At 71.9% G+C, this 23,090-nt stretch carries 21 protein-coding genes; 14 read left to right on the forward strand and 7 right to left on the reverse strand.

From position 1 onward, the window contains the following. Positions 1-53 precede the first annotated feature (53 nt). The 3 genes from AMYBE_RS0120740 (at position 54) to AMYBE_RS0120755 (ending at position 3,510) form a co-directional block, all read left to right on the forward strand. Complete coding sequence (locus AMYBE_RS0120740; protein WP_020661307.1) at positions 54-1,505, forward strand: glutamate synthase subunit beta; 1,452 nt, start codon at positions 54-56, stop codon at positions 1,503-1,505. A 483-nt stretch (positions 1,506-1,988) separates the two neighbouring features. Then, positions 1,989-2,216, forward strand: a complete 228-nt coding sequence (locus AMYBE_RS0120750; protein ID WP_154676263.1) for a hypothetical protein — start codon at positions 1,989-1,991, stop codon at positions 2,214-2,216. A gap of 55 nt (positions 2,217-2,271) precedes the next feature. Then, the gene (locus AMYBE_RS0120755; protein WP_020661310.1) at positions 2,272-3,510 is read left to right on the forward strand and encodes a hypothetical protein; all 1,239 of its coding nucleotides are present in this window, start codon (positions 2,272-2,274) and stop codon (positions 3,508-3,510) included. Here the strand turns inward: AMYBE_RS0120755 and AMYBE_RS0120760 are convergent. Then, positions 3,494-3,958 carry a hypothetical protein gene (locus AMYBE_RS0120760; RefSeq protein ID WP_020661311.1) on the reverse strand — a complete coding sequence of 155 codons (465 nt, stop codon included), beginning with the start codon at positions 3,956-3,958 and terminating at the stop codon, positions 3,494-3,496. The two genes, AMYBE_RS0120755 and AMYBE_RS0120760, sit on opposite strands and share 17 nt — an antisense overlap. Before the next feature lie 83 nt (positions 3,959-4,041). Between AMYBE_RS0120760 and AMYBE_RS0120765 the strand changes: the two genes are divergently transcribed. Then, positions 4,042-4,269 carry a hypothetical protein gene (locus AMYBE_RS0120765; protein ID WP_020661312.1) on the forward strand — a complete coding sequence of 76 codons (228 nt, stop codon included), beginning with the start codon at positions 4,042-4,044 and terminating at the stop codon, positions 4,267-4,269. A gap of 12 nt (positions 4,270-4,281) precedes the next feature. On the opposite strand, the gene AMYBE_RS0120770 is transcribed toward AMYBE_RS0120765, so the two are convergent. Together AMYBE_RS0120770 and AMYBE_RS0120775 are read right to left on the reverse strand one after the other, a co-directional pair. Next, the gene (locus tag AMYBE_RS0120770) at positions 4,282-5,760 is read right to left on the reverse strand and encodes a cobyric acid synthase (protein ID WP_020661313.1); all 1,479 of its coding nucleotides are present in this window, start codon (positions 5,758-5,760) and stop codon (positions 4,282-4,284) included. Continuing rightward, positions 5,757-6,776 (reverse strand): cobalamin biosynthesis protein, encoded by a 1,020-nt coding sequence (locus AMYBE_RS0120775; protein ID WP_084470090.1) that lies wholly within the window; start codon positions 6,774-6,776, stop codon positions 5,757-5,759. The genes AMYBE_RS0120770 and AMYBE_RS0120775 overlap by 4 nt, the downstream gene beginning before the upstream one ends. A 36-nt stretch (positions 6,777-6,812) precedes the next feature. Here AMYBE_RS0120775 and AMYBE_RS0120780 point away from each other — a divergent pair, with 36 nt between their 5' ends. From AMYBE_RS0120780 to AMYBE_RS0120800, 4 genes are all read left to right on the forward strand, one after another. Then, a complete protein-coding gene (locus AMYBE_RS0120780; RefSeq protein WP_020661315.1) occupies positions 6,813-7,418 on the forward strand; it encodes a bifunctional adenosylcobinamide kinase/adenosylcobinamide-phosphate guanylyltransferase in 606 nt (201 codons plus the stop codon). Positions 7,419-7,428: 10 nt separating this feature from the next. After that, positions 7,429-8,442: a nicotinate-nucleotide--dimethylbenzimidazole phosphoribosyltransferase gene (gene cobT, locus AMYBE_RS0120785; protein WP_020661316.1), complete on the forward strand. Its 1,014-nt coding sequence runs from the start codon at positions 7,429-7,431 to the stop codon at positions 8,440-8,442. Between the two features lie 118 nt (positions 8,443-8,560). After that, positions 8,561-9,316, forward strand: coding sequence for an adenosylcobinamide-GDP ribazoletransferase (locus AMYBE_RS0120795; protein ID WP_020661318.1), 756 nt, complete (start codon positions 8,561-8,563; stop codon positions 9,314-9,316). A 111-nt stretch (positions 9,317-9,427) separates the two neighbouring features. Continuing rightward, positions 9,428-10,615 (forward strand): hypothetical protein, encoded by a 1,188-nt coding sequence (locus tag AMYBE_RS0120800; RefSeq protein WP_020661319.1) that lies wholly within the window; start codon positions 9,428-9,430, stop codon positions 10,613-10,615. On the opposite strand, the gene cobC is transcribed toward AMYBE_RS0120800, so the two are convergent. From cobC to AMYBE_RS0120820, 4 genes are read right to left on the reverse strand one after another with little or no spacing between them, the layout of a single operon-like run. Beyond that, entirely contained in the window at positions 10,599-11,627 is a 1,029-nt protein-coding gene (gene cobC, locus AMYBE_RS0120805; RefSeq protein WP_020661320.1) for an Rv2231c family histidinol phosphate aminotransferase CobC, read from the reverse strand. The two genes, AMYBE_RS0120800 and cobC, sit on opposite strands and share 17 nt — an antisense overlap. Further along, positions 11,620-12,954 carry a cobyrinic acid a,c-diamide synthase CobB gene (locus AMYBE_RS0120810; RefSeq protein WP_020661321.1) on the reverse strand — a complete coding sequence of 445 codons (1,335 nt, stop codon included), beginning with the start codon at positions 12,952-12,954 and terminating at the stop codon, positions 11,620-11,622. The genes cobC and AMYBE_RS0120810 overlap by 8 nt, the downstream gene beginning before the upstream one ends. After that, positions 12,948-13,562: a cob(I)yrinic acid a,c-diamide adenosyltransferase gene (cobO, locus tag AMYBE_RS0120815; protein ID WP_020661322.1), complete on the reverse strand. Its 615-nt coding sequence runs from the start codon at positions 13,560-13,562 to the stop codon at positions 12,948-12,950. The genes AMYBE_RS0120810 and cobO overlap by 7 nt, the downstream gene beginning before the upstream one ends. Continuing rightward, on the reverse strand, positions 13,562-15,553 hold the full coding sequence (locus AMYBE_RS0120820) for a putative cobaltochelatase (protein ID WP_027927848.1): 1,992 nt from the start codon (positions 15,551-15,553) through the stop codon (positions 13,562-13,564). The genes cobO and AMYBE_RS0120820 overlap by 1 nt, the downstream gene beginning before the upstream one ends. A 69-nt stretch (positions 15,554-15,622) precedes the next feature. Here AMYBE_RS0120820 and AMYBE_RS0120825 point away from each other — a divergent pair, with 69 nt between their 5' ends. The 6 genes from AMYBE_RS0120825 to AMYBE_RS0120850 are packed head-to-tail and all read left to right on the forward strand — an operon-like array spanning position 15,623 to position 23,028. After that, positions 15,623-16,771: a bifunctional cobalt-precorrin-7 (C(5))-methyltransferase/cobalt-precorrin-6B (C(15))-methyltransferase gene (locus AMYBE_RS0120825; RefSeq protein ID WP_027927849.1), complete on the forward strand. Its 1,149-nt coding sequence runs from the start codon at positions 15,623-15,625 to the stop codon at positions 16,769-16,771. After that, a complete protein-coding gene (gene cobM / locus AMYBE_RS0120830) occupies positions 16,768-17,529 on the forward strand; it encodes a precorrin-4 C(11)-methyltransferase (RefSeq protein WP_020661325.1) in 762 nt (253 codons plus the stop codon). The genes AMYBE_RS0120825 and cobM overlap by 4 nt, the downstream gene beginning before the upstream one ends. After that, positions 17,526-18,536 carry a Gfo/Idh/MocA family protein gene (locus AMYBE_RS0120835; protein WP_020661326.1) on the forward strand — a complete coding sequence of 337 codons (1,011 nt, stop codon included), beginning with the start codon at positions 17,526-17,528 and terminating at the stop codon, positions 18,534-18,536. Before cobM ends, AMYBE_RS0120835 begins: the two co-directional genes overlap by 4 nt. Next, positions 18,533-19,261: a cobalt-precorrin-6A reductase gene (locus AMYBE_RS0120840; RefSeq protein ID WP_020661327.1), complete on the forward strand. Its 729-nt coding sequence runs from the start codon at positions 18,533-18,535 to the stop codon at positions 19,259-19,261. Before AMYBE_RS0120835 ends, AMYBE_RS0120840 begins: the two co-directional genes overlap by 4 nt. Next, complete coding sequence (bluB, locus tag AMYBE_RS0120845; protein ID WP_020661328.1) at positions 19,258-19,902, forward strand: 5,6-dimethylbenzimidazole synthase; 645 nt, start codon at positions 19,258-19,260, stop codon at positions 19,900-19,902. The genes AMYBE_RS0120840 and bluB overlap by 4 nt, the downstream gene beginning before the upstream one ends. A gap of 33 nt (positions 19,903-19,935) precedes the next feature. After that, positions 19,936-23,028, forward strand: coding sequence for an arabinosyltransferase domain-containing protein (locus tag AMYBE_RS0120850; RefSeq protein WP_020661329.1), 3,093 nt, complete (start codon positions 19,936-19,938; stop codon positions 23,026-23,028). The last annotated feature ends 62 nt before the right edge of the window (positions 23,029-23,090 follow it).

Here is a 23,090-nt window from a genome sequence, read left to right on the forward strand (position 1 = left end):
CAGCTGTGAGTGCCGACTGGGTGCGGGTATCCCGCGGAACATGGAGGCCGCACATGGCTGACCCCAAGGGCTTTCTGACCACCACGCGCGAGGAGCCGAAGCGGCGTCCGGTGGACCTGCGGCTGATGGACTGGCGAGAGGTCTACGAGGACTTCGCGTCGACCAAGCTGGAGAAGCAGGCCGGCCGCTGCATGGACTGCGGCATCCCGTTCTGTCACCAGGGCTGTCCGCTCGGGAACCTGATCCCGGAGTGGAACACGCTGGTGTGGCGGGAAGACTGGCGCCAGGCCGTGGAACGGCTGCACGCCACGAACAACTTCCCGGAGTTCACCGGCACGCTGTGCCCGGCGCCCTGCGAAACCGCGTGCGTGCTCGGCATCAACGACGATCCGGTGTCCATCAAGCGGATCGAGATCTCGATCGTGGACCGGGCCTTCGAGGAAGGCTGGGTCACGCCGCAGGCGCCGGTCGCCAAGACCGGCAAGAAGGTCGCCGTCGTCGGGTCCGGTCCGTCCGGGCTGGCCGCCGCACAGCAGCTGACCCGCGTGGGCCACGACGTGGTGGTCTTCGAGCGGGCGGACAAGATCGGCGGGCTGCTGCGGTACGGCATTCCCGAGTTCAAGATGGAGAAGTTCCGGCTGGACCGCCGGCTCGACCAGATGCGCGCCGAGGGCACCGAATTCCGGACCTCGGTGAACGTCGGCGTGGACGTCACCGTCGAGCAGCTGCACGCCGACTACGACGCGGTGGTCCTCGCCGGCGGCGCGACCGCGTGGCGCGACCTGCCGATCGAAGGCCGTTCGCACTCCGGGATCTACCAGGCGATGGAGTTCCTGCCCCCGGCCAACCGGGTCGCTTCCGGCGACCTGGACGAGTCCCCGTACTCGGCGGCCGGCCTGGACGTGGTCGTCATCGGCGGCGGCGACACCGGCGCGGACTGCGTCGGCACGTCGCACCGGCAGGGCGCTCGTTCGGTGACGCAGCTGGAGATCATGCCGAAGCCGCCGGAATCGCGTTCGGATGCGCACCCGTGGCCGACCTACCCGATGCTCTACCGCGTCACGTCCGCCCACGAAGAGGGCGGCGAGCGGCTGTACTCGGTGAACACCCAGGAGTTCCTGGCCGACGAGAACGGCCGGGTCCGTGCGCTGAAGCTGGTCGAGGTGCGCAACGAGGGCGGCAAGTTCGTGCCGGTCGAAGGCTCCGAACGCGAGCTGCCCGCGCAGCTGGTGCTGCTCGCGATGGGCTTCCTCGGCCCGCAGCGCGAGGGTCTGCTGACCGACCTGGGCGTGGACCTGGACCAGCGCGGGAACGTCGTGCGCGACAAGAACTTCCAGACCACGGTGGACAACGTGTTCGTCGCGGGCGACATGGGACGCGGGCAGTCGCTGATCGTGTGGGCCATCGCGGAAGGCCGCTCGTGCGCGGCCGGCGTGGACGCGTTCCTGACCGGCCGGGACGTGCTCCCGGTGCCGATCGCGCCGACGGACCGGCCAATCGCCTGATAGCTCGGAACGGGCGCGTCAACGTCGCCGCGCCTGTTCCGGTTCCAGTTTCGGGGCCGGCGCGTCAGCGTTGCCGCGCCAGCCCCGGTTCCCGGGCGGGTGCGACAACGGCGTCGCGCCCGCCCTTCTTACCGGCCGGCCCACCCGGTCGCGCTGCTGCGAAGTCCGTGAAGGGCCCCTTGCCGGAATCTGATTCCCTCTTGGGCCCCTTCACGGACGGGGGAAGGCCGGATTTCCGGTCGCACCGCGGTTTCCTCGACTACTATCCGCGAGTGCTTTACGACTACTTCGTCGCGGTGGACGACGCCATGGCCGAACAGGCGTACACCGAACTGGGCGGCGGCCGCTGCACCGGCTACGAAGAACTCGTGGTGAAGGGGGCCGACCCGCACGACCTGATGCCGGTCGAAACCTCGCTCACCGGCCGGACCGCCGACGAGGTCGAGGCCGATCCTCGGCGGTGCGGAGCAGGTCGGCGGCTTCGTGGATTTCGACGAGATGGAGAGTGCGGTCGTGACGCTGACCGACGCCCTCCGCGACGCGCTGGCCGCCGCCGATGACGATGCGCTGCAGGCCGCGGCTGGGGCCTTCGCCGAGCAGTACGAGGAAGCCGAGACTGCGGACGTCGTCTCGTTCCTGAAGGAACTCGCCGCGCTGGCCGAGGGCGCCGTCGCGCACGGACACCGGCTCTACTGCCAGATCGTCTGGTAATCCGTTCGCCAAATCTGGTGCCCCACCACCGGATCCGTGCTAAAACAAGGCCGCGATGGGAAAACTGACCCGCCGGGCCCGGGCCACGGCCGACTATCTCTTCTTCGTCGGCGCCGGGGAATGGCCGGTCGCGGTGTCCGCGCTCGGGGTCGTCCTGGGGGCCGTCACCGTCCTGCCGAGCGCGTTCGGCGTCGCTCTTTCGGTCCTCGCCCTTCTGCTCGGCCTGCTCACCCTGGTCCGGGACGTCCGGCTGCTGCGGAAACGCTGGGCAGGCTACGAGTTCACGGCGATCGCCGCGCCGTTCCCGACCACCGAGACGCCGCCGCCGAGCGCTTATCCGGACGCGCGGTACCTGGCGATCCCCGCTCGCGGCACCGCACTGATCAGCGATGCGATCGACGCCGCGGTCAGCGAAACAACCTTCGGCATCACGGTCGCCGACGAGCAGTACCGGCTGCCCGCACGGCTCAAAGCGACCGCGCCGCACGTGCTTCCGTTGCGGGCGCGCGGGCGGCTGCTGTTCAACGGACCGATCGTCGGGATGCGGGGTGAACCGCTGCCCGCGTCCGGCTCGCGGCCGGCGCCGATCGTCCTGCACCGGGCCCGGTTCTTCGACGCGGTGTGCTCTAACGAACTCGCGTCCCTGCGCATCACGAACGCCGCCGACGGCCGGGAGTACGACCTCCGGCACGAGGAGCTGACCGACTCGTCCGGCGCCTTGCGCACCCTCGCCGCGAGCACGCTCGCCGATCTCGTCGGCGTGTCCACGATCGCGTTCACTTCGGACGGGCTGCTCGTCCTCGTCCGCCAGTCCGCGCGAAACTCGGCGAGCGGCCTGTTGCTGGCCCCGTCCGGCAGCGGCAGCCTCGAACCGCAGGACCTCCTTACCCCGCGAGGAGGCTCGCGGCGCACACTGCACACCGCGGTGCGCGCCGGAATGGAACGCGAGCTGTGCGAGGAAACCGGCATCCGGCCGGACGAGGTCGCGTCGACCCGGCTGACCGGGTTCGCGCGCTGGATGGAGCGCGGGGCGAAGCCGGAGTTCTTCGGCGTCACCGAACTGTCCGTCGACAGCGAAACGCTCGCCGGCCGCCGGACGAAGGGCGCGGAACGGCTCTACAGCGCGGGAGTCACCGTCGCGGAGGTCGACCTCGCCGAACTCGGCCGCGAACTGAGCAGCGGGACGCCGCTGATCGAAGCGTCCGCGCTGCCGACGAAGCTGCGCGACGACGGCTCCCTGCCGCTCCTGTTGTGCTTGCGCAGCGCCGCGCTGCGGGTCAGTGCTCGTTCTTGATCGTGAAGTACGACCCGCGGATGGTCCCGGCCAGCTTCGACTTCTGCCGGGCGAACTTGAACTTCGAGGCCAGCTCCTCGGGGACGTCCATGCCGTCGGAGAGTTTGAACCCGACGGCCCGCTTCCCGGCGTCGTCCAGCGTGTACATCACGTTGACGGAAAGGCCGCTTTCGTAGAAGACGTACGCCATCCGGATGCCCGCGACCTCGAACTCGGTCGCTTCCAGCGGCGGCGAGGCGATGACGATGTCGCGTTCTTCCTTGAGGATGCCGTGGATCCAGTCGACGGTCGCCTTGGCCTCAGCCGCGGGTACGACGGTGAAGACGTGGTCGTATTTGTTCTTGAAGTAGCGGGCTTCGTTGGCGCGCAGGCCGGCGAGCGCGTCCGCGACCGGCGACGATTCCAGGCCGGCAGTCGACACGGTGGTGAAATCCACGACGTAGGACATGCTGGGCACACTCCTGCTGAGTCCGGTCCGGTCGCCGGAGAGAATACCCCGGATCGGGCCGGGCCACCGGTACTGTGCCGGGCGTGGAGATCTTGCTCGTCCGCGGAGGACGCCGGGAAGACCGGTTCGGGATCCGGCCAGGCGTCACGAGCGGCCTCGGCAGCGCGTTCGGCGTACGGGACCTGCTGACCGGCGAGACTCAGCGGGGCGTGACCCACCGCGAACTGGCGACGTTCACGGTGCCGGTCGGGTTCGGTCCGTTCGCGGACCGGCGAGGCTCGTCGGTCGCCGAGTTCGGCGGCCCGCCCTGAGCGGCGACGCGCTCAGGGCGCCCCCGGCGGAACGAACGGCAAGCCGCCGGGAGCGCCCGCTTCGGCCAGTGCCATCAGCATTCCGGTGTCCACTTCGGACTGGATCGCGTCGGCGAGCCGGTCCAGCATGTCCTCGCGCAGGTCCGCGAAACCCGGTGCGTCCTCCGACGGCTGCCAGCCGACGCCGGCCTGCGCCGCGGCCTCGGTCAGCCAGGCTCGCCGGAATCCGTCGTTCTCCAGCGCGCCGTGCCAGGTCGTGCCCCAGACCGAGCCGACGCGGTAACCGTCCAAGAACGACTCCGCGTCCGCGGGTGCGGCACTGCCGTGGTGGATCTCGTAGGCCTCGACGCGATGGCCTCGCCACTGCCCGACCGGACGGCCGAGCACCTTCTCCCCGGCGAAGGTCACCCGGGTCGGCAGCAACCCGAGGCCGTCGACCAGACCGGCGTTCGACTCGACCTCGTCGTCAATGGACTCCGCCAGCATCTGGTACCCGCCGCAGATCCCGAGCACCGGGCGGCCCGCCGCAGCGCGCGCGGTCACCGCGTCAGCCAGGCCGCGGGTGCGCAACCAGCGCAGATCGTCCACAGTGGCCCGCGAACCCGGCAGCACGACGAGGTCCGCCGCCGCGACTGTGTCCGGGTCGGCCGTCAAGGTCACCGTCACGCCGGGCTCCGCGGCAAGCGCGTCGACGTCGGTTGCGTTGGAAGCACGAGGGAATCGCACCACCGCGACGCGCAGCCCGCCCTGTCCGGCTTCACGGCGCCAGCCTGCCGCGGCGAGTGCGTCCTCCGAGTCGATCCACACCCGGTCCAGCCAGGGCAGTACGCCGAGCACCGGACGTCCGGTGACCTTTTCCAGGCTGTTGAGGCCTGGGCGCAGCAACCCGACGTCGCCGCGGAACTTGTTCACCAGCCAGCCCGCGACGAGCGCCTGGTCCTCGGGCGACAACAACGCGAGAGTGCCGAACATCGCGGCCAGCACGCCGCCCCGGTCGATGTCCCCGACGACCAGCACCGGCAAGGAAAACCGCCGCGCCAGGCCCATGTTCACGTAATCGCCGGAGCGGAGGTTGATCTCGGCAGGGCTGCCCGCGCCCTCGCATACGACGACGTCGAACCGCTGCCGGAGCTGCTCGAACGCGCCGAACGCGATCTCGGCGAGCCCGGCTCGGCCAGTCGCGTACTCGCCCGCGTCGAGGGTGCCGAACGGCTTGCCGAGCGCGACGACGTGACTGCGCCGGTCGCTGCCCGGTTTGAGCAGCACGGGATTCATCGCCGCTTCCGGCTCGACCCGCGCCGCTCGCGCCTGCAGCCATTGCGCGCGGCCGATCTCCGCGCCGTCCGCGCAGACCATCGAGTTGTTCGACATGTTCTGCGCCTTGAACGGCGCGACCCGCACCCCGCGCCGCGCGAACCATCGGCAGATCCCGGCGGTGACCAGGCTTTTACCGGCGTCGGAGGTGGTTCCGGCGATCAGCAGCCCACTCATCGCGTCCCCTTCTTCCCGGACACCGTGAAGGGGTCCTTAAGGGACTCAGATTCCCGCAAGGGGCCCTTCACGGACCGGTTGCCCGCGAACGAGATCGCCGCCGCGAGCACCAGCGCGGCGGCACCGGTCAGCCGCGACAGCCGCACCGCGCGGCGCAGGTCCCGGGCCGCTGGCGGCCGCCCGTCCCCCAGCGAACCGCGCCGCTCGACCTCGCCGTGATACGTGTTCGTCCCGCCGAGCCGGATTCCCAGTGCCCCGGCGAACGCCGCCTCCACCTGTCCCGCGTTCGGGCTCGGGTGCGCGCCCCCGTCGCGCCGCCAGGTGCGCCACGCCTCCCGGGCCCGTCCGCCGGCCAGCGGTGCGACCGCCGCCGTGAGCATCGCCCCGGCCCGGGACGGCACCAGGTTCGCCCAGTCGTCCGTCCGCGCCGCGAACCAGCCGAAGTTCCGGTGACGCGGCGAGCGGTAGCCGACCATCGCGTCCAGGGTGTTCACCGCGCGGTAGCCGAGCAGCCCGGGCACGCCCGCGACCGCGCCCCACAGCAGCGGCGCGACGACCGCGTCGGAGGTGTTCTCGGCGATCGATTCGGTGGCCGCGCGGGTCAGTTCGGCGGCGCCGAGCCCGGTCGCGTCGCGCGCGCAGAGGTGGCTGAGCCGCTGCCGGGCGGCCGGGAGTTCACCCGATTCGAGTAATTGCGCCATTTTCTCGCCCTCCGCGGCCAGCCCGCGGCCGCCGAGGACGACCCAGGTCGCCGCCGCGGTCAGGACGAATCGGACACCCGGCCGGTGCCGGGACGCCTGCCGCGCGGCCAGCCCGAGCACCGCGGCCGAACCCGCGCAGACCGTCGCATAGGCTGCGCCGCGCGGCTTCGAATCGGCCCACCAGCGGCGTTCCAGCTGGCCAGCGGCGGTGCCGAAGAGCGCGACCGGATGCCCGCGGCGCGGGTCCCCGAACCAGGCGTCGGCCGCGTATCCGGCGATCATCCCGGCCGCGGCGGAAGCTTGTCGGAGTGGCACGTGGCGAACCGTAGCGCGAGGGAGAGAATGCCGGGTATGACCAAGCTGACGCACCGGCTCGCCGGGTCTCTCGAAACCCTGGCGCAGGCCCTCCGCCGGTACGGCCGCGACGACGGCAAGGTGCTGGTCCTCGGCGGGGTCCGCTCGGGGAAGTCCCGGCACGCCGAGCGGCTCGTCGCGCACCACCCCCACCTCGTGTACGTCGCACCGGGGCTGCCTCCGTCGGCGGAGGACCCGGAGTGGGCCGCACGCGTCGAGGCGCACCGGGCCCGCCGTCCGCACCACTGGACGACGATCGAGACCACCGACCTGGCGACCGTGCTCCGCACCGCGACGAGCCCGCTGCTGATCGACTGCCTCGGCACCTGGCTCTCCCGCGTGCTCGACGAAGTCGGCGCGTGGTCGGGCAAATCGGGCTGGGAGCGCAGACTGGACGACCGGCTCGAAGACTTCCTGGCCGCGTGGAGCCAGGCGCGGGTGCCGGTCGTCGCGGTCAGCAACGAGGTCGGCAGCGGTGTGGTGCCCGCAACGGTGTCCGGACGGCTGTTCCGTGATGTGCTGGGCGCACTGAACAACCGGGTGTCCGCCGACTGCGACCGGGTAGCGCTGATCGTCGCCGGGCGGGCGCTCGACCTGCCGTAAGGAGCTCGCTGTGCCGCGTTTCGCCGTCCCCGCGCCCGATGCCACCGCCCGCGCCACCGCACTGGCGCGGCTCGACGGCCTGGTCAAACCGGTCGGCTCGCTCGGCAGGCTGGAGGAACTCGCCGCGTGGCTGAGCGCCGCGCACGGCCTCGTCCCGCCGCGCCCGCTGGACGACGTCCGCGTGGTCGTTTTCGCCGGCGACCACGGGGTCTCGGCCCAGTCGGCCTACCCACGCGAGGTCACCGCGGCGATGGTGCGAGTGTTCCTGGCCGGCCGCAGCGGGGTGACCGTGCTGGCCGCGCAGGTCGGCGCGACCGTGCGGGTGGCCGACATCGCGGTCGACTGGGACGGTGCCGACGTCCCGGCAGAGGTGACCGCGCACAAGATCCGCCGCGGTTCGGGGGCCATCGACGTCGAGGACGCGCTGGCGCCCGGCGAGGCGTTGGCGGCTTTCGAGGCAGGACGCGAGATCGCGGCCTCGGAAGCGGCGGCGGACCTGCTCATTCCTGGTGACATGGGCATCGGGAACACCACGGTCTGCGCCGCGGTGGTGGCTTCGGCGCTCGGTCTGCCCGCCGCCGAGGTGGTCGGGACCGGGACCGGCGTTTCCGGCGAGGCGCTGGAGCGCAAGACCGCGGTCGTCGCGGCGGCCCTGGCGCGCCGGCCGGTGGACGACCCGTTCGACCGGCTGACCGCGCTGGGCAGCGCCTGCCTCGCAGCCACCGCCGGGTTCCTGGTGGAGGCGGCGGTCCGCGGAATCCCGGTGCTGCTGGACGGGATCTTCTCGGCGACCGCGGCGCTGATCGCGCGGGACATCGCGCCCGGGGCGGAGCAGTGGTGGCTGGCCGGGCACAAGTCGACCGAGCCCGCGCAAGCGTTTGCGCTCAAGGCGCTCGGGCTGACGCCGATCCTCGACCTGGGGTTGCGGCTCGGCGAGGGCAGCGGGGCGGTCCAGGCAGTCCCGACGCTGCGCGCGGCGCGGGCGATCATCGCGGACATGGGCTTGCTCGCGGACCTCGGGTGATCTCCCCAGTCGCGCTTCGGTCCGTGAAGGGCCCCTTGAGGGACTTGGATTCCCGCAAGGGGCCCCTCACGGACATGGATTCCCGCAAGGGGCCCTTCGCGGACGGCCGGGGTCGGGCGTGAGCCGGCTGAGCGACGGCGTCCGGCTCGCCGTCGGCACTCTGACCACCGTGCCGGTCCCGGCGCCTCGCCGGATCGACCGGCACGTCGCCGGCGTCGCCATGACGCTCGGTCCGCTGGCCGCGCTCCCCCTCGCCGCGACCGCCGGGCTGATCGTCGCCGGCGGAGTCGCATGCGGTCTTCCAGCGCTGGCCACCGCGGCGCTCGCGCTCGGGGCAGTCGCCTGGGGAAGCCGCGGCCTGCACCTCGACGGGCTTGCCGACACCGCCGACGGTCTCGGCGCGTCCTACGACCGCGCGAAGGCCCTCGACGTGATGCGCCGCGGCGATTCCGGGCCTACCGGCGTCGCCACGCTGGTCTTCGTGCTACTGATCCAGGTCGGCGCGCTAGCCGGGGCGATCGCTGACGGGCACGGGATCGTCTCCGTGGTTCTGGCGGTCCTCTGCGGACGATGCGTGCTGTCGCTCTGCTGTGCGCGAGGGGTGCCCTCCGCCCGGCCGGTTGGGCTGGGCGCGACGGTCGCCGGATCGGTGCCGATCGCGGTGAGCGCGGCGGTGTTCGCGATAGCCGCGGCAGGTGCGGCGCTGGCACCCGGTTTGCCCTGGTGGCGCGGGCTGGCGGCGGTCGTGCTCGGCTACGCGGCAGCGGCGATGTTGCTCGGCCGGTGCGTGCAGCGCATCGGCGGGGTCACCGGCGACGTCCTCGGCGGGTGCGTGGAAGCGGCGGTCGCCGCCGCCCTGCTGGCGATCGCCTGAACCGCAGGTCCACGCCGCCGTCCTCGGTCAGTTTCCGCTGGCCCGGCGCGAGGAACGCCGGTTGGCCCGGAAGCTGTTTGCCTGCGTGCGGCCCGTGGTACCAAGGACCCGATGTCATACCGTCCAGCACTCGACGCATCCCTGACCCGTCGCCGTCTGCTCCAGATCTCCGCCGCGACGGGCGCCTCCCTCCTCGGCGCCGCCGCCTGCAGCAGCTCGGCGTCCGACCAGCCCGCCCCGGAGGCGCCGCCACCGGACGGCGCACTCGGAGCGAACTTCAACGACGACGCGGAAATCCTGACCTGGGACGATCTCGATCGCTCCCACGCGACCTGGGTGCGCGGCTTCACTGCCATGCCGAAACTGGACCGCGGACCGGCTACGGCGGACCCGACGGTCAAAAAGCTCCTGGCCGCGGCCGAACGGCGGCATCGCACTGTCCTCACCCTGAAGTTCCCCTACTTCCACCAGCCGCTCCCCCGGCCCGGCACGCCGGAGATGCAGGCCGATCTCGCGCGGGTCGACAAGATCCTCCCGGCCGTCCTGGACAAAGTCGACATCCTGACCATCGGCAACGAACCGTTCATCGAGAGCACGCGAGCCGACTGGAACAACGGCGCCCTCAACGCCTTCTACGAGACGATCGCCGCGCATGTCCTGAAGTCGCCGGCCGGCAAGACCGTGCTGTACATGGGCGCGCTCAACAATCTCGACGATCCGAAGTGGACCGGCAAGGGCACCGAACGCTGGCTGCAGTACGTCCGCGAGACCTCCGGGATCGCGGGCACCGACCTGCATCCGCATGTCGGCGCGCAAGGCGAGGTGCAGGCATTCCTGGACTACACGCTGCCGCGCCTCGGCGCGAAGAAGTTCCTCGCCACCGAGTTCTCGCTGGTGCAGCTTTGGAAGAAGCATCTCTCCGACCCGGTGCCCGCCGCGTACGCGAGCAAGTACCGGGTGCCCGCGGACACCAAGGTCTGGCAGGTCATCCGGGATTCGCTGCATCAGCCGGTGCCGAAGCAGCAGTGGTACGACTTTCTCAGCGGCAGTCCGTGGTTCGAGGACAACAAGCACTTCCTGCGCGACCAGATGGCCCGGTTCCGCGGCACCGGCAAGCTCGCCGTCGCCTGCTACGGGATCGACCAGGGCACCAGTTCGCTCGCTGGCGGCAACTTCGGTCCGCAGACCCCGCCGTGGCTGCTGAACAGCGTGTTCGCCCGAGCCACCGTCCAGCGGAACCCGGACGGCACCGCCGCGCCGAACTACGCGTGGCTGGAGGACTTCACCGCGCTCCAGTGACCCGGCGCAGCGCCGCCAAGAACGCGTCGGTCGTCGCGCGGTCCCGCACCGCCAGCCGCAGGTGGTCCGGGCCGAGCCCGGGGAACGTGTCGCCGCGCCGGACGGCGTAGCCCGCTTCCCGCAGACGGAGCCGGACGGACGCGCCGCCGGGTACCCGGATCAGCACGAACGGGCCGCGCGGGCTGGCCAGGGCCGGGATTCCCAGATCGGCCAGGCCGGATTCCAGGTAGTCCCGGTCGGCTTCCGCCTCGGCGGCCAGCTTTTCGGCTTCCTCCACAGCGGACGGACGACAGCACGCGACGGTCGCTACCGCGGCCAACGTGGACACCGACCACGGCGGTTGCACGGCGCGCAGCCGCGCGGTCAAGTCCGGCGGCCCCAGCAGGTACCCGGCGCGCAGGCCGGCCAGCCCCCAGGTCTTGGTCAGGCTCCGCAGCACCGCCACGCCCGGAATGCGTTCTCCGGCAAGGCTCTCCGCCTCTCCCGGGACCGCGTCCAGGAACGCTTCGTCCACCACGAGCACCCGGCCGGGCCGGGCGAGCGCCCGTACCGCGGCGGCCGGATGCAGCACCGAGGTCGGGTTGGTCGGATTGCCGACGAAGACCAGATCCGCGCTGCCAGGCACCAGCGCGGGGTCGAGCCGGTAACCGTCCTCTTCGGACAACACGACTCGGTCGACGGGGCGCCCGGCGGCGAGCAGGGCAGCTTCCGGTTCGGTGAACTGCGGGTGCACGACGACCGGATGCCGCGCCGGAATCGCCGAGGCCAGCAGTGTGAACGCCTCCGCGGCACCGGCGGTGACCAGCACGTCTTCGAACGCTCGGCGGTGCCGCGCGGCGACTGCCTCGGCCGCCGCGGTGGGATCCGGATAGGACGCCAGGTTCTCCAGCGCGGCGGCGAGTTCCGTCCGCAGCCACGCCGGCGGGGCCGGGAGCCGGACATTCACCGCGAGGTCGACGAGACCGTCGCCGACCTCGCGGTCGCCGTGATGGTGCAGGTCGTACTCAGGCATACGCGCGCACCCGCTCCGCGAACCGGTCCGCCAGCTGCGGGTAACCGGCCCAGTGCACATGCAGGTACGACGCGTGCAACGAGTCCGACGCGAACCCGTCCAGTCCCCGGTCCCATCCCCACGCGGCGGTTTCCCCGTGCGCCGGAAGGATTTCGGTGCGGTGGAACTCGTGCCCGGTCACCCGCTGCCCGGCCGCGGCGAGGACGTTGTCCGCGATCGAAACCGCCCGCCGGTAGCCGAGCTTTCCGCGCGCGGTCATCTTCGCGTCCGCCGGAACGGCCCCTACCATCGGCGCGCCGTCCAAGGACCGGCACAGGTACAGCAGTCCCGCGCATTCCGCGCTCACCGGCATTCCCGCCGAAATCGCCGCACCGACCGTCTTCCGCAGTTCCGCATTGGACGAAAGCTCAGCGGCATGCACCTCCGGGAATCCGCCGCCGAAGTACAGCCCGGCGCAATCCGGCGGAAGTTCCCTGTCCCGCAACGGGTCGATGTCGACCACGTCGATCCCGCGCGCGGCCAGCAGCTCGATGTTCTCGGTGTAGCGGAACGTGAACGCCGGTCCTCCGGCCGCGGCGAGAGTCGCGCGCGGACCGTCCCATTCCGGGCCGGCGCTCCACAGTGGACCCGTCAGCGCCGGGGCGCGCCGGGCCACCCGGGCCACGGCCTCGACATCCACCCCGGCCGCGACCCACTCCGCCAGTTCCGGCAGCAACCGCGAGGATTCCGCTGCCCGCTCGGCAGGGGGCACCAGGCCGAGATGGCGGCTCGGCGCGTGCACGTTCTCGTTGCGGCGCAACGCTCCCAGCAGCGGAACGCCGGTCGCCTCCAGCGCGGTCACGATCTCGTCCTCGTGGCGCTGCGAGCCCAGTTTGTTGAGGATCACCCCGGCCAGCCGGACGCGCGTGTCGTACTGCGCGAACCCCAGCACGGTCGCCGCGACACTGCGCGAAGCCGCCGAAGCGTCGACCACCAGCACCACCGGCGCGTCGAGCAAGCGCGCGACGTGCGCTGTCGACGCGTAGCCCTCGGTGCCCAGCGCGCCGTCGAACAGCCCCATCACGCCTTCGATGACCGCGATGTCGGCACCGGCGGAACCGTGCCGCAGCAACGGGACCAGCGCGTCCTCGCCCTGCAGGAACGGGTCCAGGTTCCGGGCCGGACGGCCGGTCGCCAGCGCGTGGTAGCTCGGGTCGATGAAGTCCGGGCCGACCTTGTGCCCGGAAACGACGTGCCCGGCGGCGCGCAGCGCGGCCATCAGCCCGGCCGCGACGGTGGTCTTGCCGTGCCCGGACCCGGGCGCGGCGATGACGACGCGAGCTACCACTCGATCCCCCGCTGCCCCTTCTGCCCGGCGTCCATCGGGTGCTTCACCTTCGTCATTTCCGCGACCAGATCGGCGGCCTCGATCAGCTCCGGCGGCGCGTACCGGCCGGTGATCACCACGTGCTGATGCCCCGGCCGGGCGGCCAGCGCCGACACGACGTCGTCCACTTCCAGCCAGCCCCACTTGAGCAGGTAGCTGAATTCGTCCAGCACATAGAAATCATGCGCCTCGGCGGCCAGCCGGCGCTTGATCTCGGCCCAGCCTTCGCGCGCGTTCTCCGCGTGGTCCTCTTCGGACCCGGCTTTGCGCGACCAGCTCCAGCCCTCGCCCATCTTGTGCCATTCCACCGGACCGCCCTGCCCGGTGTCGTCGTGCAGCTTGCCCAGCGCCTTGAACGCGGCTTCCTCGCCGACCCGCCATTTCGCCGACTTGACGAACTGGAACACCCCGATCGACCAGCCCTGGTTCCACGCCCGCAACGCCATTCCGAACGCGGCGGTGGACTTCCCCTTCATCTCGCCGGTGTGCACGGCGAGCAGCGGACGGTTGCGGCGCTGCCGCGTGGTGAGCCCGTCCCGCGGCACCACGGCCGGTTTCCCCTGCGGCATCAGGCAGCCCTTCCCGTTCGTTCCCGCACCGCCGAAGCCAGCGACTCGGCGGCCACCTCGGACAGTGGCACGTGCTCGGCCCCCAAGTGCCGGGCCAGTTCCGCGGCGAGGCCGAGCCGCATCCGGCCGGTCTCGCAGTCCATCACGATCGTCGTCACACCGGCCAGCAACCCGGCGGCCGCCTGCGAGCGGGCGACGGCGTCGGCGCCGCTCGTCGCCCGGCCGTCGGTGACCAGTACCAGCAGCGGGCGCCTGCGCGGATCCCGGATCGCCTCGACCCGCAGCACCCGCGCGGCCTCCAGCAGTCCCTCGGCCAGCGGTGTGCGCCCGCCGGTCGGCAGACCCTCCAGCCGCGCCGCGGCCGCCTCGACGCTGATCGTCGGCGGCAGCGCCAATTCCGCCGCGCCGCCGCGAAAACTCACCAGTCCGACCTTGTCCCGCCGCTGATAAGCGTCCAGGAGCAGGGAAAGCACGGCGGTCTTCACTTCCCGCATCCGCGCTCGCGCGCCCATCGAGCCGGAGGCGTCCACGCAGAACAGCACCAGGTTGCCTTCCCTGCCTTCGCGCAACGCGAACCGCAGGTCCGGCGAACGAACCTCCAGCACAGGGCCGGAGCGTCCGCGAGACCGCTGATGCGGCGCGGCGGCCCGGATCGTCGCGACCAGATGCGGGCGTCCGTCGCGAACGCTGGGCGGCTGCACGCCGATGGTCCGGCCGGTGTCGGTGAGGGCGCGTGACCGGCGGCCGCGTTCGCCCTCGCCGGTGCCTTTCACCCGGAACACCCGCGCGCGAAACGTGTCTCCCGCCGCGACGGTTTTCTGCGGCGCGGACCCCGGCTGCGCTCGCGGATCGCTGTCCTCCGAAGGCGGCGGGCCGGACGGGCCGCCGTCCGGTGCCGGACCGCCGTCGTCCGGACCGGGTCCGCCGTCGTCGGGACCGCTGTCATCGGGTCCGCCGTCGTCCGGCCCGTCGCCGTCCGGCGGCTGCGCGTCCCGCAGCGCCTGCTCCAGCTGTTCCTCGGAGATTCCCGGCGCGTCGAACGGGTTCCGCCGCCGCCGGTGCGGCAGCGCGAGCCGCGCGGCGACCCGGATGTCCTCGGTGCCGACCTCGTCCCGCCCGGCCCACGCCGCGTGCGCGACCGCCGTCCGCGCGGTCACGATGTCCGCGCGCATCCCGTCGACCTCGAACGACGCGCACACCTCGGCGATCTGCCGCAACGCGTCGTCCGGCAGCTTGACCGACGGCAGGAGCTGTTGCGCTGCCTCGATTTCCGCGGCCAGCGCCGCGTCCGCCGAGGCGTACCCGGCAGCGAACCCGTCCGGATCCGCCTCGTAGGCCAGCCGCCGCCGGACCACCTCGACCCGCTGCTGCGGGTCCCGGCTCGACGCGACCTCGACGGTCAGCCCGAACCGGTCGAGCAGCTGCGGCCGCAGCTCGCCTTCCTCCGGGTTCATCGTGCCGATCAGCACGAACCGCGCCGCGTGCGAAACCGAAACGCCCTCGCGCTCGACCGTCGCGCGGCCCATCGCCGCGGCGTCCAGCAAAGTGTCCACCAAGTGGTCGTGCAGCAGGTTGACTTCGTCCACGTACAGCAGACCGCGATGCGCCGCGGCGAGCAGTCCCGGCTGGTAGTCGGTGACGCCCTCGGCTAGTGCCTTCTCCAGGTTCAGCGAACCGACCACCCGGTCTTCGGCTGCGCCGACCGGCAGCTCCACCAGCCGCGCCGGCCGCCGGTGCGCGGGCGCGCCGGCCGCGTGCGGACCGTCCGGGCAGACCGGATCGGGCGCAGCCGGGTCGCAGGAAAACCGGCAGCCGTCCACCACGTCGACCCCCGGCAGCAGTCCGGCCAGCGCGCGCACCATGGTCGACTTCGCGGTGCCTTTCTCGCCCCGCACCAGCACTCCGCCGACCGCGGGCGAGATCGAGGACAGGACGAGCGCCAGCCGCAGGTCCGGCATCCCGACGACAGCGGTGAACGGATAGGGCTTCAAGAGCACTCCCTCGTGGTCGGCGTCCGGCCGATCATCGCACAGCGAAGCTCTCGCTTAGGGTGGGAAACCGTGCGCGAAGAATCACGCCTGACGGTGGTCGGGATCGGGGCCGACGGGTGGGCCGGGCTGTCCCCGGCAGCCCGCGCCGCCGTGCTGCGCGCCGACGTCGTTCTCGGTGCGGAACGGCAGCTCTCGACGCTGCCCGAGGGCGTCCGAACGCAGCGCTGGGCCAGCCCGCTGCTGCCCGGCCTGGACCGGATCCTCGCCGAGCAGACCGGCCGCGTCTGCGTGCTCGCGAGCGGCGATCCGCTCCTTTCCGGCATCGCCACCACCTTGCGTGACCGGGGTCACGCCATCGAGGTCCTGCCCGCGGTTTCCTCCGCCACGCTGGCCCGTGCCCGGCTCGGCTGGTCCTTCGAGGAGACCGAGGTCGTCACCGTCGTCGGCCGCTCCGTCCACCGGGTCGCGCGCGTTCTGGCCCCCGGCCGGAAAGTCCTCGTCCTCGGCGGCGGGGCGGCCGAACTGCGCGAACTGCTCACCGCCCGCGGATACGGCGATTCCGCCCTTACCGCGCTGGAAAACCTCGGCGCGGACACCGAACGGATCGTCGACGGCTGGCGGCACGATCCCGGCCCGCTCACCGTTTTCGCCCTGCGCTGCCAAGGCCCCGGCCTCCCGCTCACCGGTCTGCCCGACGAAGCGTTCGAGCACGACGGCCAGCTCACCAAACGCGACCTCCGCGCGTCCGCGCTCGCCCGTCTCGCCCCGGCCCCCGGAGAACTCCTCTGGGACGTCGGCGCGGGCGCGGGCAGCGTCGGCATCGAATGGTGCCGGGCGCACCCGCTCAACCGCGCCATCGCGATCGAACGCGACCCGGCCCGCGCCGAACGCGTCCAGCGCAACGCGAACACCCTGGGCGTACCCGACTTGCGGGTGGTCACCGGCCCCGCACCGGACGCGCTGGCCGGGCTTCCCCGCCCGGACGCGGTGTTCGTCGGCGGCGGCCTGACCGTGCCCGGGGTGCTGGAGCGGTGCGTCGAAACCGGCGCCCGCGTGGTCGCGCACGGCGTGACCCTCGAATCCGAACAGCTTCTCGCCGCCGCCTACGCGAAGCACGGCGGGCAGCTGCAACGGATCTCGGTGGAACACGCGAAACCGCTCGGCGGGTTCACCGGCTGGACGCCGTCTCGCGCAGTCACGCAGTGGAGCTGGAAATGACCGTTTACTTCATCGGCGCCGGACCGGGTGCGGCCGACCTGATCACCGTGCGCGGCCGCGATCTGCTCGCGCGCTGCCCGGTGTGCCTGTACCCGGGCAGCATGACGCCGACCGATCTCCTCGCCTACTGCCCGCCGGACGCCGAACGCGTCGACACCGCGAACCTGAGCCTCGACCAGATCACCGCGAAGCTGATCGACGCGCACCGGGCCGGGCTCGACGTCGCGCGGCTGTGCTCCGGCGATCCTTCGCTCTACAGCGCGGTCGCCGAGCAGGTCCGGCGGCTCGAACCGGCCGGCGTTCCGTACGAGATGGTCCCGGGCGTCCCGGCGTTCGCCGCCTCCGCGGCGGTGCTCGGGCGCGAGCTGACCGTGCCCGGCATCGGACAGAGCCTGGTGATCACCCGCGCCCAAGCCCGGTCGACCGCGATGCCGGACACCGAGACACTGGCCAACTTCGCCCGCACCGGCGCCACGCTCGCGTTGCACTTGGCCATCAACCACATCGAGCGGGTCGCCGAAGAACTCGCCGGCCACTACGGCACCGACTGCCCGGCCGCGGTGGTCGCGCTGGCCAGCCAGCCCGGCGAGACCGTCGTCCGCGGCACGCTCGCGGACATCGCCGGACAGGCCCGTGCGGCCGGGATGACCCGCGCTGCCACGATTTTCGTCGGACGGGTGCTCGCCGCGGGCGGGTTTCCGGACAGTTTCCTCTATTCGAGCACCCGGGATCGGGCGAGCCAACCGGAGTCGTTGTGACCGAACTGCGCTGGGGCCTGCTGGCCACCGGGACCATCGCCGCCGAATTCGCTTCCGGCGTCGAGCAAAGCCGCCACGGCGTGCTCGCCGCGGTCGCCTCGCGCACGCCCGGACGGGCCCGCGACTTCGCGGCCAAGTACGACATCCCCAAGGCGTACGGCAGCTACGCGGACCTCCTCGCCGACCCGGACGTCGACGCGGTCTACATCGCCACTCCGCACGCACAACACGCGGAATGGACGATCCGCGCCGCCGAAGCAGGCAAGCACGTGCTGTGCGAGAAGCCGCTCACGCTCACCGCGGCGGACGCGGAGAAGGTGATCGAAGCCGCCCGCCGCAACGACGTTTTCCTCATGGAAGCGTTCATGTACCGAATGCACCCGCAGACCCGCCGGCTGGTCGAGCTGATCGAGAGCGGCGCGATCGGCGAGGTCCGCGCGGTGGACGTGACGTTCAGCTTCGACTCCACCGAGAACGACGCGGCCCGCCTCGGCGACCCGGAGCTCGGCGGCGGCGGGATCCTCGACGTCGGCTGCTACTGCACTTCGCTGGCCCGGCTCGTCTCGCAGGCCGCGACCGGGACCGCGGTCGTGGAGCCGACCCGGGTGACCGGCATGGCGCGGCTCACCGAAAACGGCGTGGACGAGTTCGCGATGGGCCTGCTGCGGCTGCCCGGCGACATCATCGCGCAGATCTCCTGCGGCTATCTGCTCGACCAGGACGACCACATCCGGATCTACGGCACCGGCGGCCAGCTGTACGTGCCGAAACCGGCGTGGATCCACGAACTGCGCGCGCCTGGCGTCTCGACCATCGTGCTGACGCCCGCCGTCGGCGAGCCGAAGGTGATCGAAATCGAAGCCACTCAAGGGATCTACGCGCGCGAAGCAGACTACGTCGCCGCGCACGTCGCCGACCGGGAGGCCCCGGAGCTGACCTGGGCCGAGACCCTCGCCAACATGCGCACGCTCGACCGCTGGCGCGCCGCGGTCGGCTACGGCCAGTGACCGTCCTGGTCCTCGGCGGCACCGCCGAAGCCCGCGACCTGGCCGCCCGCCTGCACGAACGCGCGATTCCGGTGGTCTCGTCGCTGGCCGGGCGGGTCAGCCGGCCGCGGCTGCCGGTCGGCGAAGTCCGGATCGGCGGCTTCGGCGGCGTCGAGGGCCTCACCGCCTGGCTCCGCGAGCACCGGGTGCAGGCCGTGGTCGACGCCACGCATCCGTTCGCGGAACGCATCGGCGCCAACGCTTTCCACGCCGCCCGCGCGGCCGGCGTCCCGCTGCTGCGGCTCGCCCGTCCCGGCTGGCAGCCTGCCGACGGCGACCGGTGGCACTGGACCGCCGACCTCGAAGAGGCCGCGGCGCTGCTGCCCGGGCTCGGCGAGCGGGTGTTCCTCACCAGCGGCCGCCAGGGTCTCGCCGCCTTCGCCGACCTGGATCCGCTGTGGTTCCTGATCCGCTGCGTCGACCCGCCGAACCAGCCGCTGCCGCGCCGGTACGAACTGGTACTCGACCGCGGCCCGTACCGGCTCGACGGCGAACGCGCGCTGATGACCGAGCACGACATCGACGTCCTGGTCACCAAGGACAGCGGCGGCGCGATGACCGCCGCGAAACTGGCCGCCGCCCGGGAGCTCGGCCTGCCGGTGGTCGTCGTGCGCCGCCCGCCCCGACCGTCCACCACGGAAACCCCCGCGGTCGAGGCCGCCGTCGAATGGATCCTGAACCAATGACCGAACAGTTCTACGACGTCCTGCGCCGCCGCCGCGACGTCCGCGCCGAGTTCACCGGCGAGCCGATCGACGACGCGGTGCTCGCCCGGGTACTGGAGGCCGCGCACTCCGCGCCGAGCGTCGGGATGAGCCAGCCGTGGGATTTCGTGCTCGTCCGTTCACCGGAGACGCGCGACGCGTTCGCCCGGCACGTGCACGAGGAACGCGACGTGTTCGCCGCGTCGCTGGAGGGCGAGCGCGCGGACACGTTCTCCCGGATCAAGGTCGAAGGCATCCGCGAGTCCACCCTCGGCATCGTCGTCACCTACGACGAGCAGCGCGGCGCGCCCGCGGTGCTCGGCAGGCACGCGATCGCCGACGCCGGGCTGTACTCGGTGTGCCTGGCCATCCAGAACCTGTGGCTGGCCGCGACCGCGGAGGGCCTCGGCGTCGGGTGGGTGAGCTTCTACCGCGAACCCGTGCTCGCCGAACTGCTCGCCATTCCCGCCGGAATCCGGCCGGTGGCGTGGCTTTGTGTAGGACCGGTAACGAAATTGGCGGAGGTTCCGGACCTCGAACGGCACGGCTGGCGCAGCCGCGCGCCGCTGGCCAGCGCTTTACACTACGAACGTTTCACTCCCCGTGACGAGGGGTCAGCGTAACGACGCCGGGGTGCACCCAATAGATTTCCTCTAATGCGTCCGCTTGCCGTAGTGCTGGGGCTGCTTTCGGCGCTGTGTGCCCTGGCCTTTCCTTTCCTGCCGGTCGTGCAGGACACCGCGGAAGTCGTTTGGCCGACTGCCTCCGACACCCGTGCCGTCAACGCGCCCTTGACCGGGTACTGGGCCCAGGATCTCAAGGTCAGCCTGCCCTGCGACACGGTCCGGTCGCTCGACTCCCGCACCAACGGCCCGGCGCTGCTGTTCTCGACCGTCCCGGACGGGCGCACCGGCAAGCACGCGTCCAACGGCGTCGGCCTGCAGCTGCGCGTGGACAACGGCGTGCTGCTCGCCTCCAGCCAGGGCCAGCAGATCGCGCAGCAGCCGCTGCCGCAGACCGGCTGCGCGGTGACGCTCGTCTCGGACGCGACGCAGATGACGCTTTCGGTCGGCGAGACCACGATCTTCCACACCACCGGCGACGTCCGGCCGCGCGTGCTCGGCATCTACTCGTCGATCACCTCGGCCCGCGACCCGATCGCCGGGCTGCACGTGTCGATCGTCCCGGACACCCGGTACCAGACCTCGCCGACCACGCTGAAGATCGTCGTCGCCGTCCTGGCCGCCCTGTCGTTCCTCGGCTGCCTGGTGATCGTCTGGCGGATGGACTCCGGCTTCGCCCGCCGCGCGCCGCGCTGGGCCCCGGTCGGCTGGTGGCGGCTCACCGGCCGGGACGCGACGGTGTTCGGCGTGCTCGGCGCCTGGGTCTTCATCGGGCCGGTCACCTCGGACGACGGCTACATCCTCACCATGGCCCGGGTCACCGAGCAGACCGGCTTCCTGACGAACTACCACCGCTGGTTCGGCGTCGCCGAGGCCCCGTTCGGCTGGTTCTACCACCTGTACGAGCTGATGACGCACGTCAGCACGGTGCCGCCGTGGATCCGGCTGCCCGCGTACCTGCTCGGGGTGATCAGCTGGCTGCTGATCAGCCGCGAGGTGATGCCGCGGCTGGGCACCCAGGTGCGCGGCAGCCGCGCGGCGGGCTGGGCGGCCGCCGCGGTGTTCCTGGTCTGGTGGATGCCCTACAACAACGGCGTGCGGCCGGAACCGGTCGCCGCGCTGGGCTCGCTGCTGGCCATCTGCGCGGTCGAACGCGCACTGGTCACCCGACGGCTCTTGCCGCTGTGCCTCGGCCTGACCGCGGCCGCGTTCACTCTCGCCGCGACGCCGACCGGGCTGATCGCGGTCGCGCCGTTCCTGGTCGCCGGGCGGCCGCTGTTCAAACTGGTGCGCCAGCGCGCGGCGAGCGGCTGGCTGCCGATGCTCGCGCCGATCCTCGCCTCCGGCTTTCTCGTGCTCGTGGTCATGTTCGCCGACCAGACCTTCGCGACCGTGCAGGAAGCCACCCGCATCCGCACCGCGGTCGGCCCGAACCTGTCGTGGTTCCAGGAACTCTCGCGCTACCAGCTGTTGTTCGCGGACCTGCCGGACGGCTCCGCGCCCCGCCGGTTCCCGGTGCTGCTCGTCCTGCTCTGCACGGTCACCTGCTTGGTCGTGCTCTTGCGCCGGGGTCGCATCCCGGGTGCCGCGCTCGGCCCGAGCCGTCGCCTGATCGGCACCACCGCGGTGTTCTTCCTGCTGCTCGCGCTGACCCCGACCAAGTGGACGCACCACTTCGGCGCGTTCGCCTCGGTCGGCGCGTCGATGGCCGCGCTCACCGCGCTGGCGACCAGCTCGACCGTGCTGCGTTCCAACCGCAACCGCGCCGCGTTCCTGGCCGTGCTGCTGGCGGTCGGCGCGCTCGCCGCGACCGGGCCGAACACCTACTGGTTCGTCTCCCGCCTCGGCGTGCCGTGGACGAACGTCGCACCGTCGATCGGCGGCATCCCGCTGTCGACGATCCTGCTCGGCGCCGCCGCGATCGCCGGGATCTACGCGTTCGTCGAGAACGTCCGCGCGCACCGGCCCGGCGCACTGACCCTGCAGGAAGGCCGGAGCCGTTCGCTGCGGCTCGGCTCGTTGTCGCTGGTCGTGGTGTGCGGCCTGGCCGCGGCGGGCGAGATCTACACGATGGGCGCGGCGATCTACACCCAGCGCGACAGCTACAGCCTCGGCGCGGCGAACATCGGACATCTGTTCGGCAAGAGCTGCAACCTGTCCGACCACGTGATGGTGGAAACGGACGCGGCGAAGAGCATCCTGCACCCGCAGGCCGAGCAGCGGACCGTGCCGGAAAAGCCGGAGACGCCGGAGAAACCCAATCCGCTGCCCAGCCCGGACCAGGACAACGGACGGCTCACCCTCGGCTTCCACACCCGCCCGGTCGACGACAAGGACCCGCTCGCCGAGCCGCCGCACGGGTTCACCGCCGACCAGGTGCCGATGTGGAGCAGCTACCTGGAGACCCAGACCCGGGCCGGGCGGCTGCGCAGCGACTGGTACGCGCTCAAGGACCGCACCGAAAACGGCCAGATCGTCGTCGCCACCGCCAGCCCGTCGCGGCGGCCGTCCTCGGTGAGCCTGGAATACGGCGTCACCACGCCCGAGGGCGTGCGGGTGCTGCGCGGCCAGTTCGCCCTCCCGCCCGGCCAGGGCACCGGCAGCTGGAACGACACCCGGATCAACCTGCGCGACCTTCCGCCGGAGACCACCTCGGTGCGGGTCGTCATCGTGGACAACGACCTCACCGACGACGGCTGGATCGCCGCGTCCGCGCCGCGGGTGCCGACGTTCACCACGCTGACCGACAAACTGGCCGGCAAGTCGGTGTACATCGACTGGCCCGCGTCGTTCGTGTACCCGTGCGCGAACCCAGTCGCCTCGCACGACGGCATCTCCGCGATGCCGGACTACCGGATCACCGCGGGCACGCTGGCCGACGAGGCGAAGTGGGCGTCGAGCACCAACGGCGGGCCGATCGGCTGGCTGGAGGAAATCGCCGACCAGCCGGAGGTGCCGAGCTACCTGATGGGGCAGCCGTACCAGTCCTGGGGACAGCTGCTGCAGGTCGAGCCGTACACCACCGGGATCGCGCCGACGGTGCTCCACGGCGAGAAGACGGTGTGGGGCTGGTGGTCGCCAGGTCCGGGCCCGGCGCAGCCGAACGGCAAGGACCCGACCCGGTAACCGCTGGCCGTCGAAGGGTTCTGACGTAGGCGGGAAAACCCCCGTTCTCGGCGTCACCGCTG

This window comes from Amycolatopsis benzoatilytica AK 16/65, from assembly GCF_000383915.1.
GTDB classification, from domain to species: Bacteria; Actinomycetota; Actinomycetes; order Mycobacteriales; family Pseudonocardiaceae; genus Amycolatopsis; species Amycolatopsis benzoatilytica.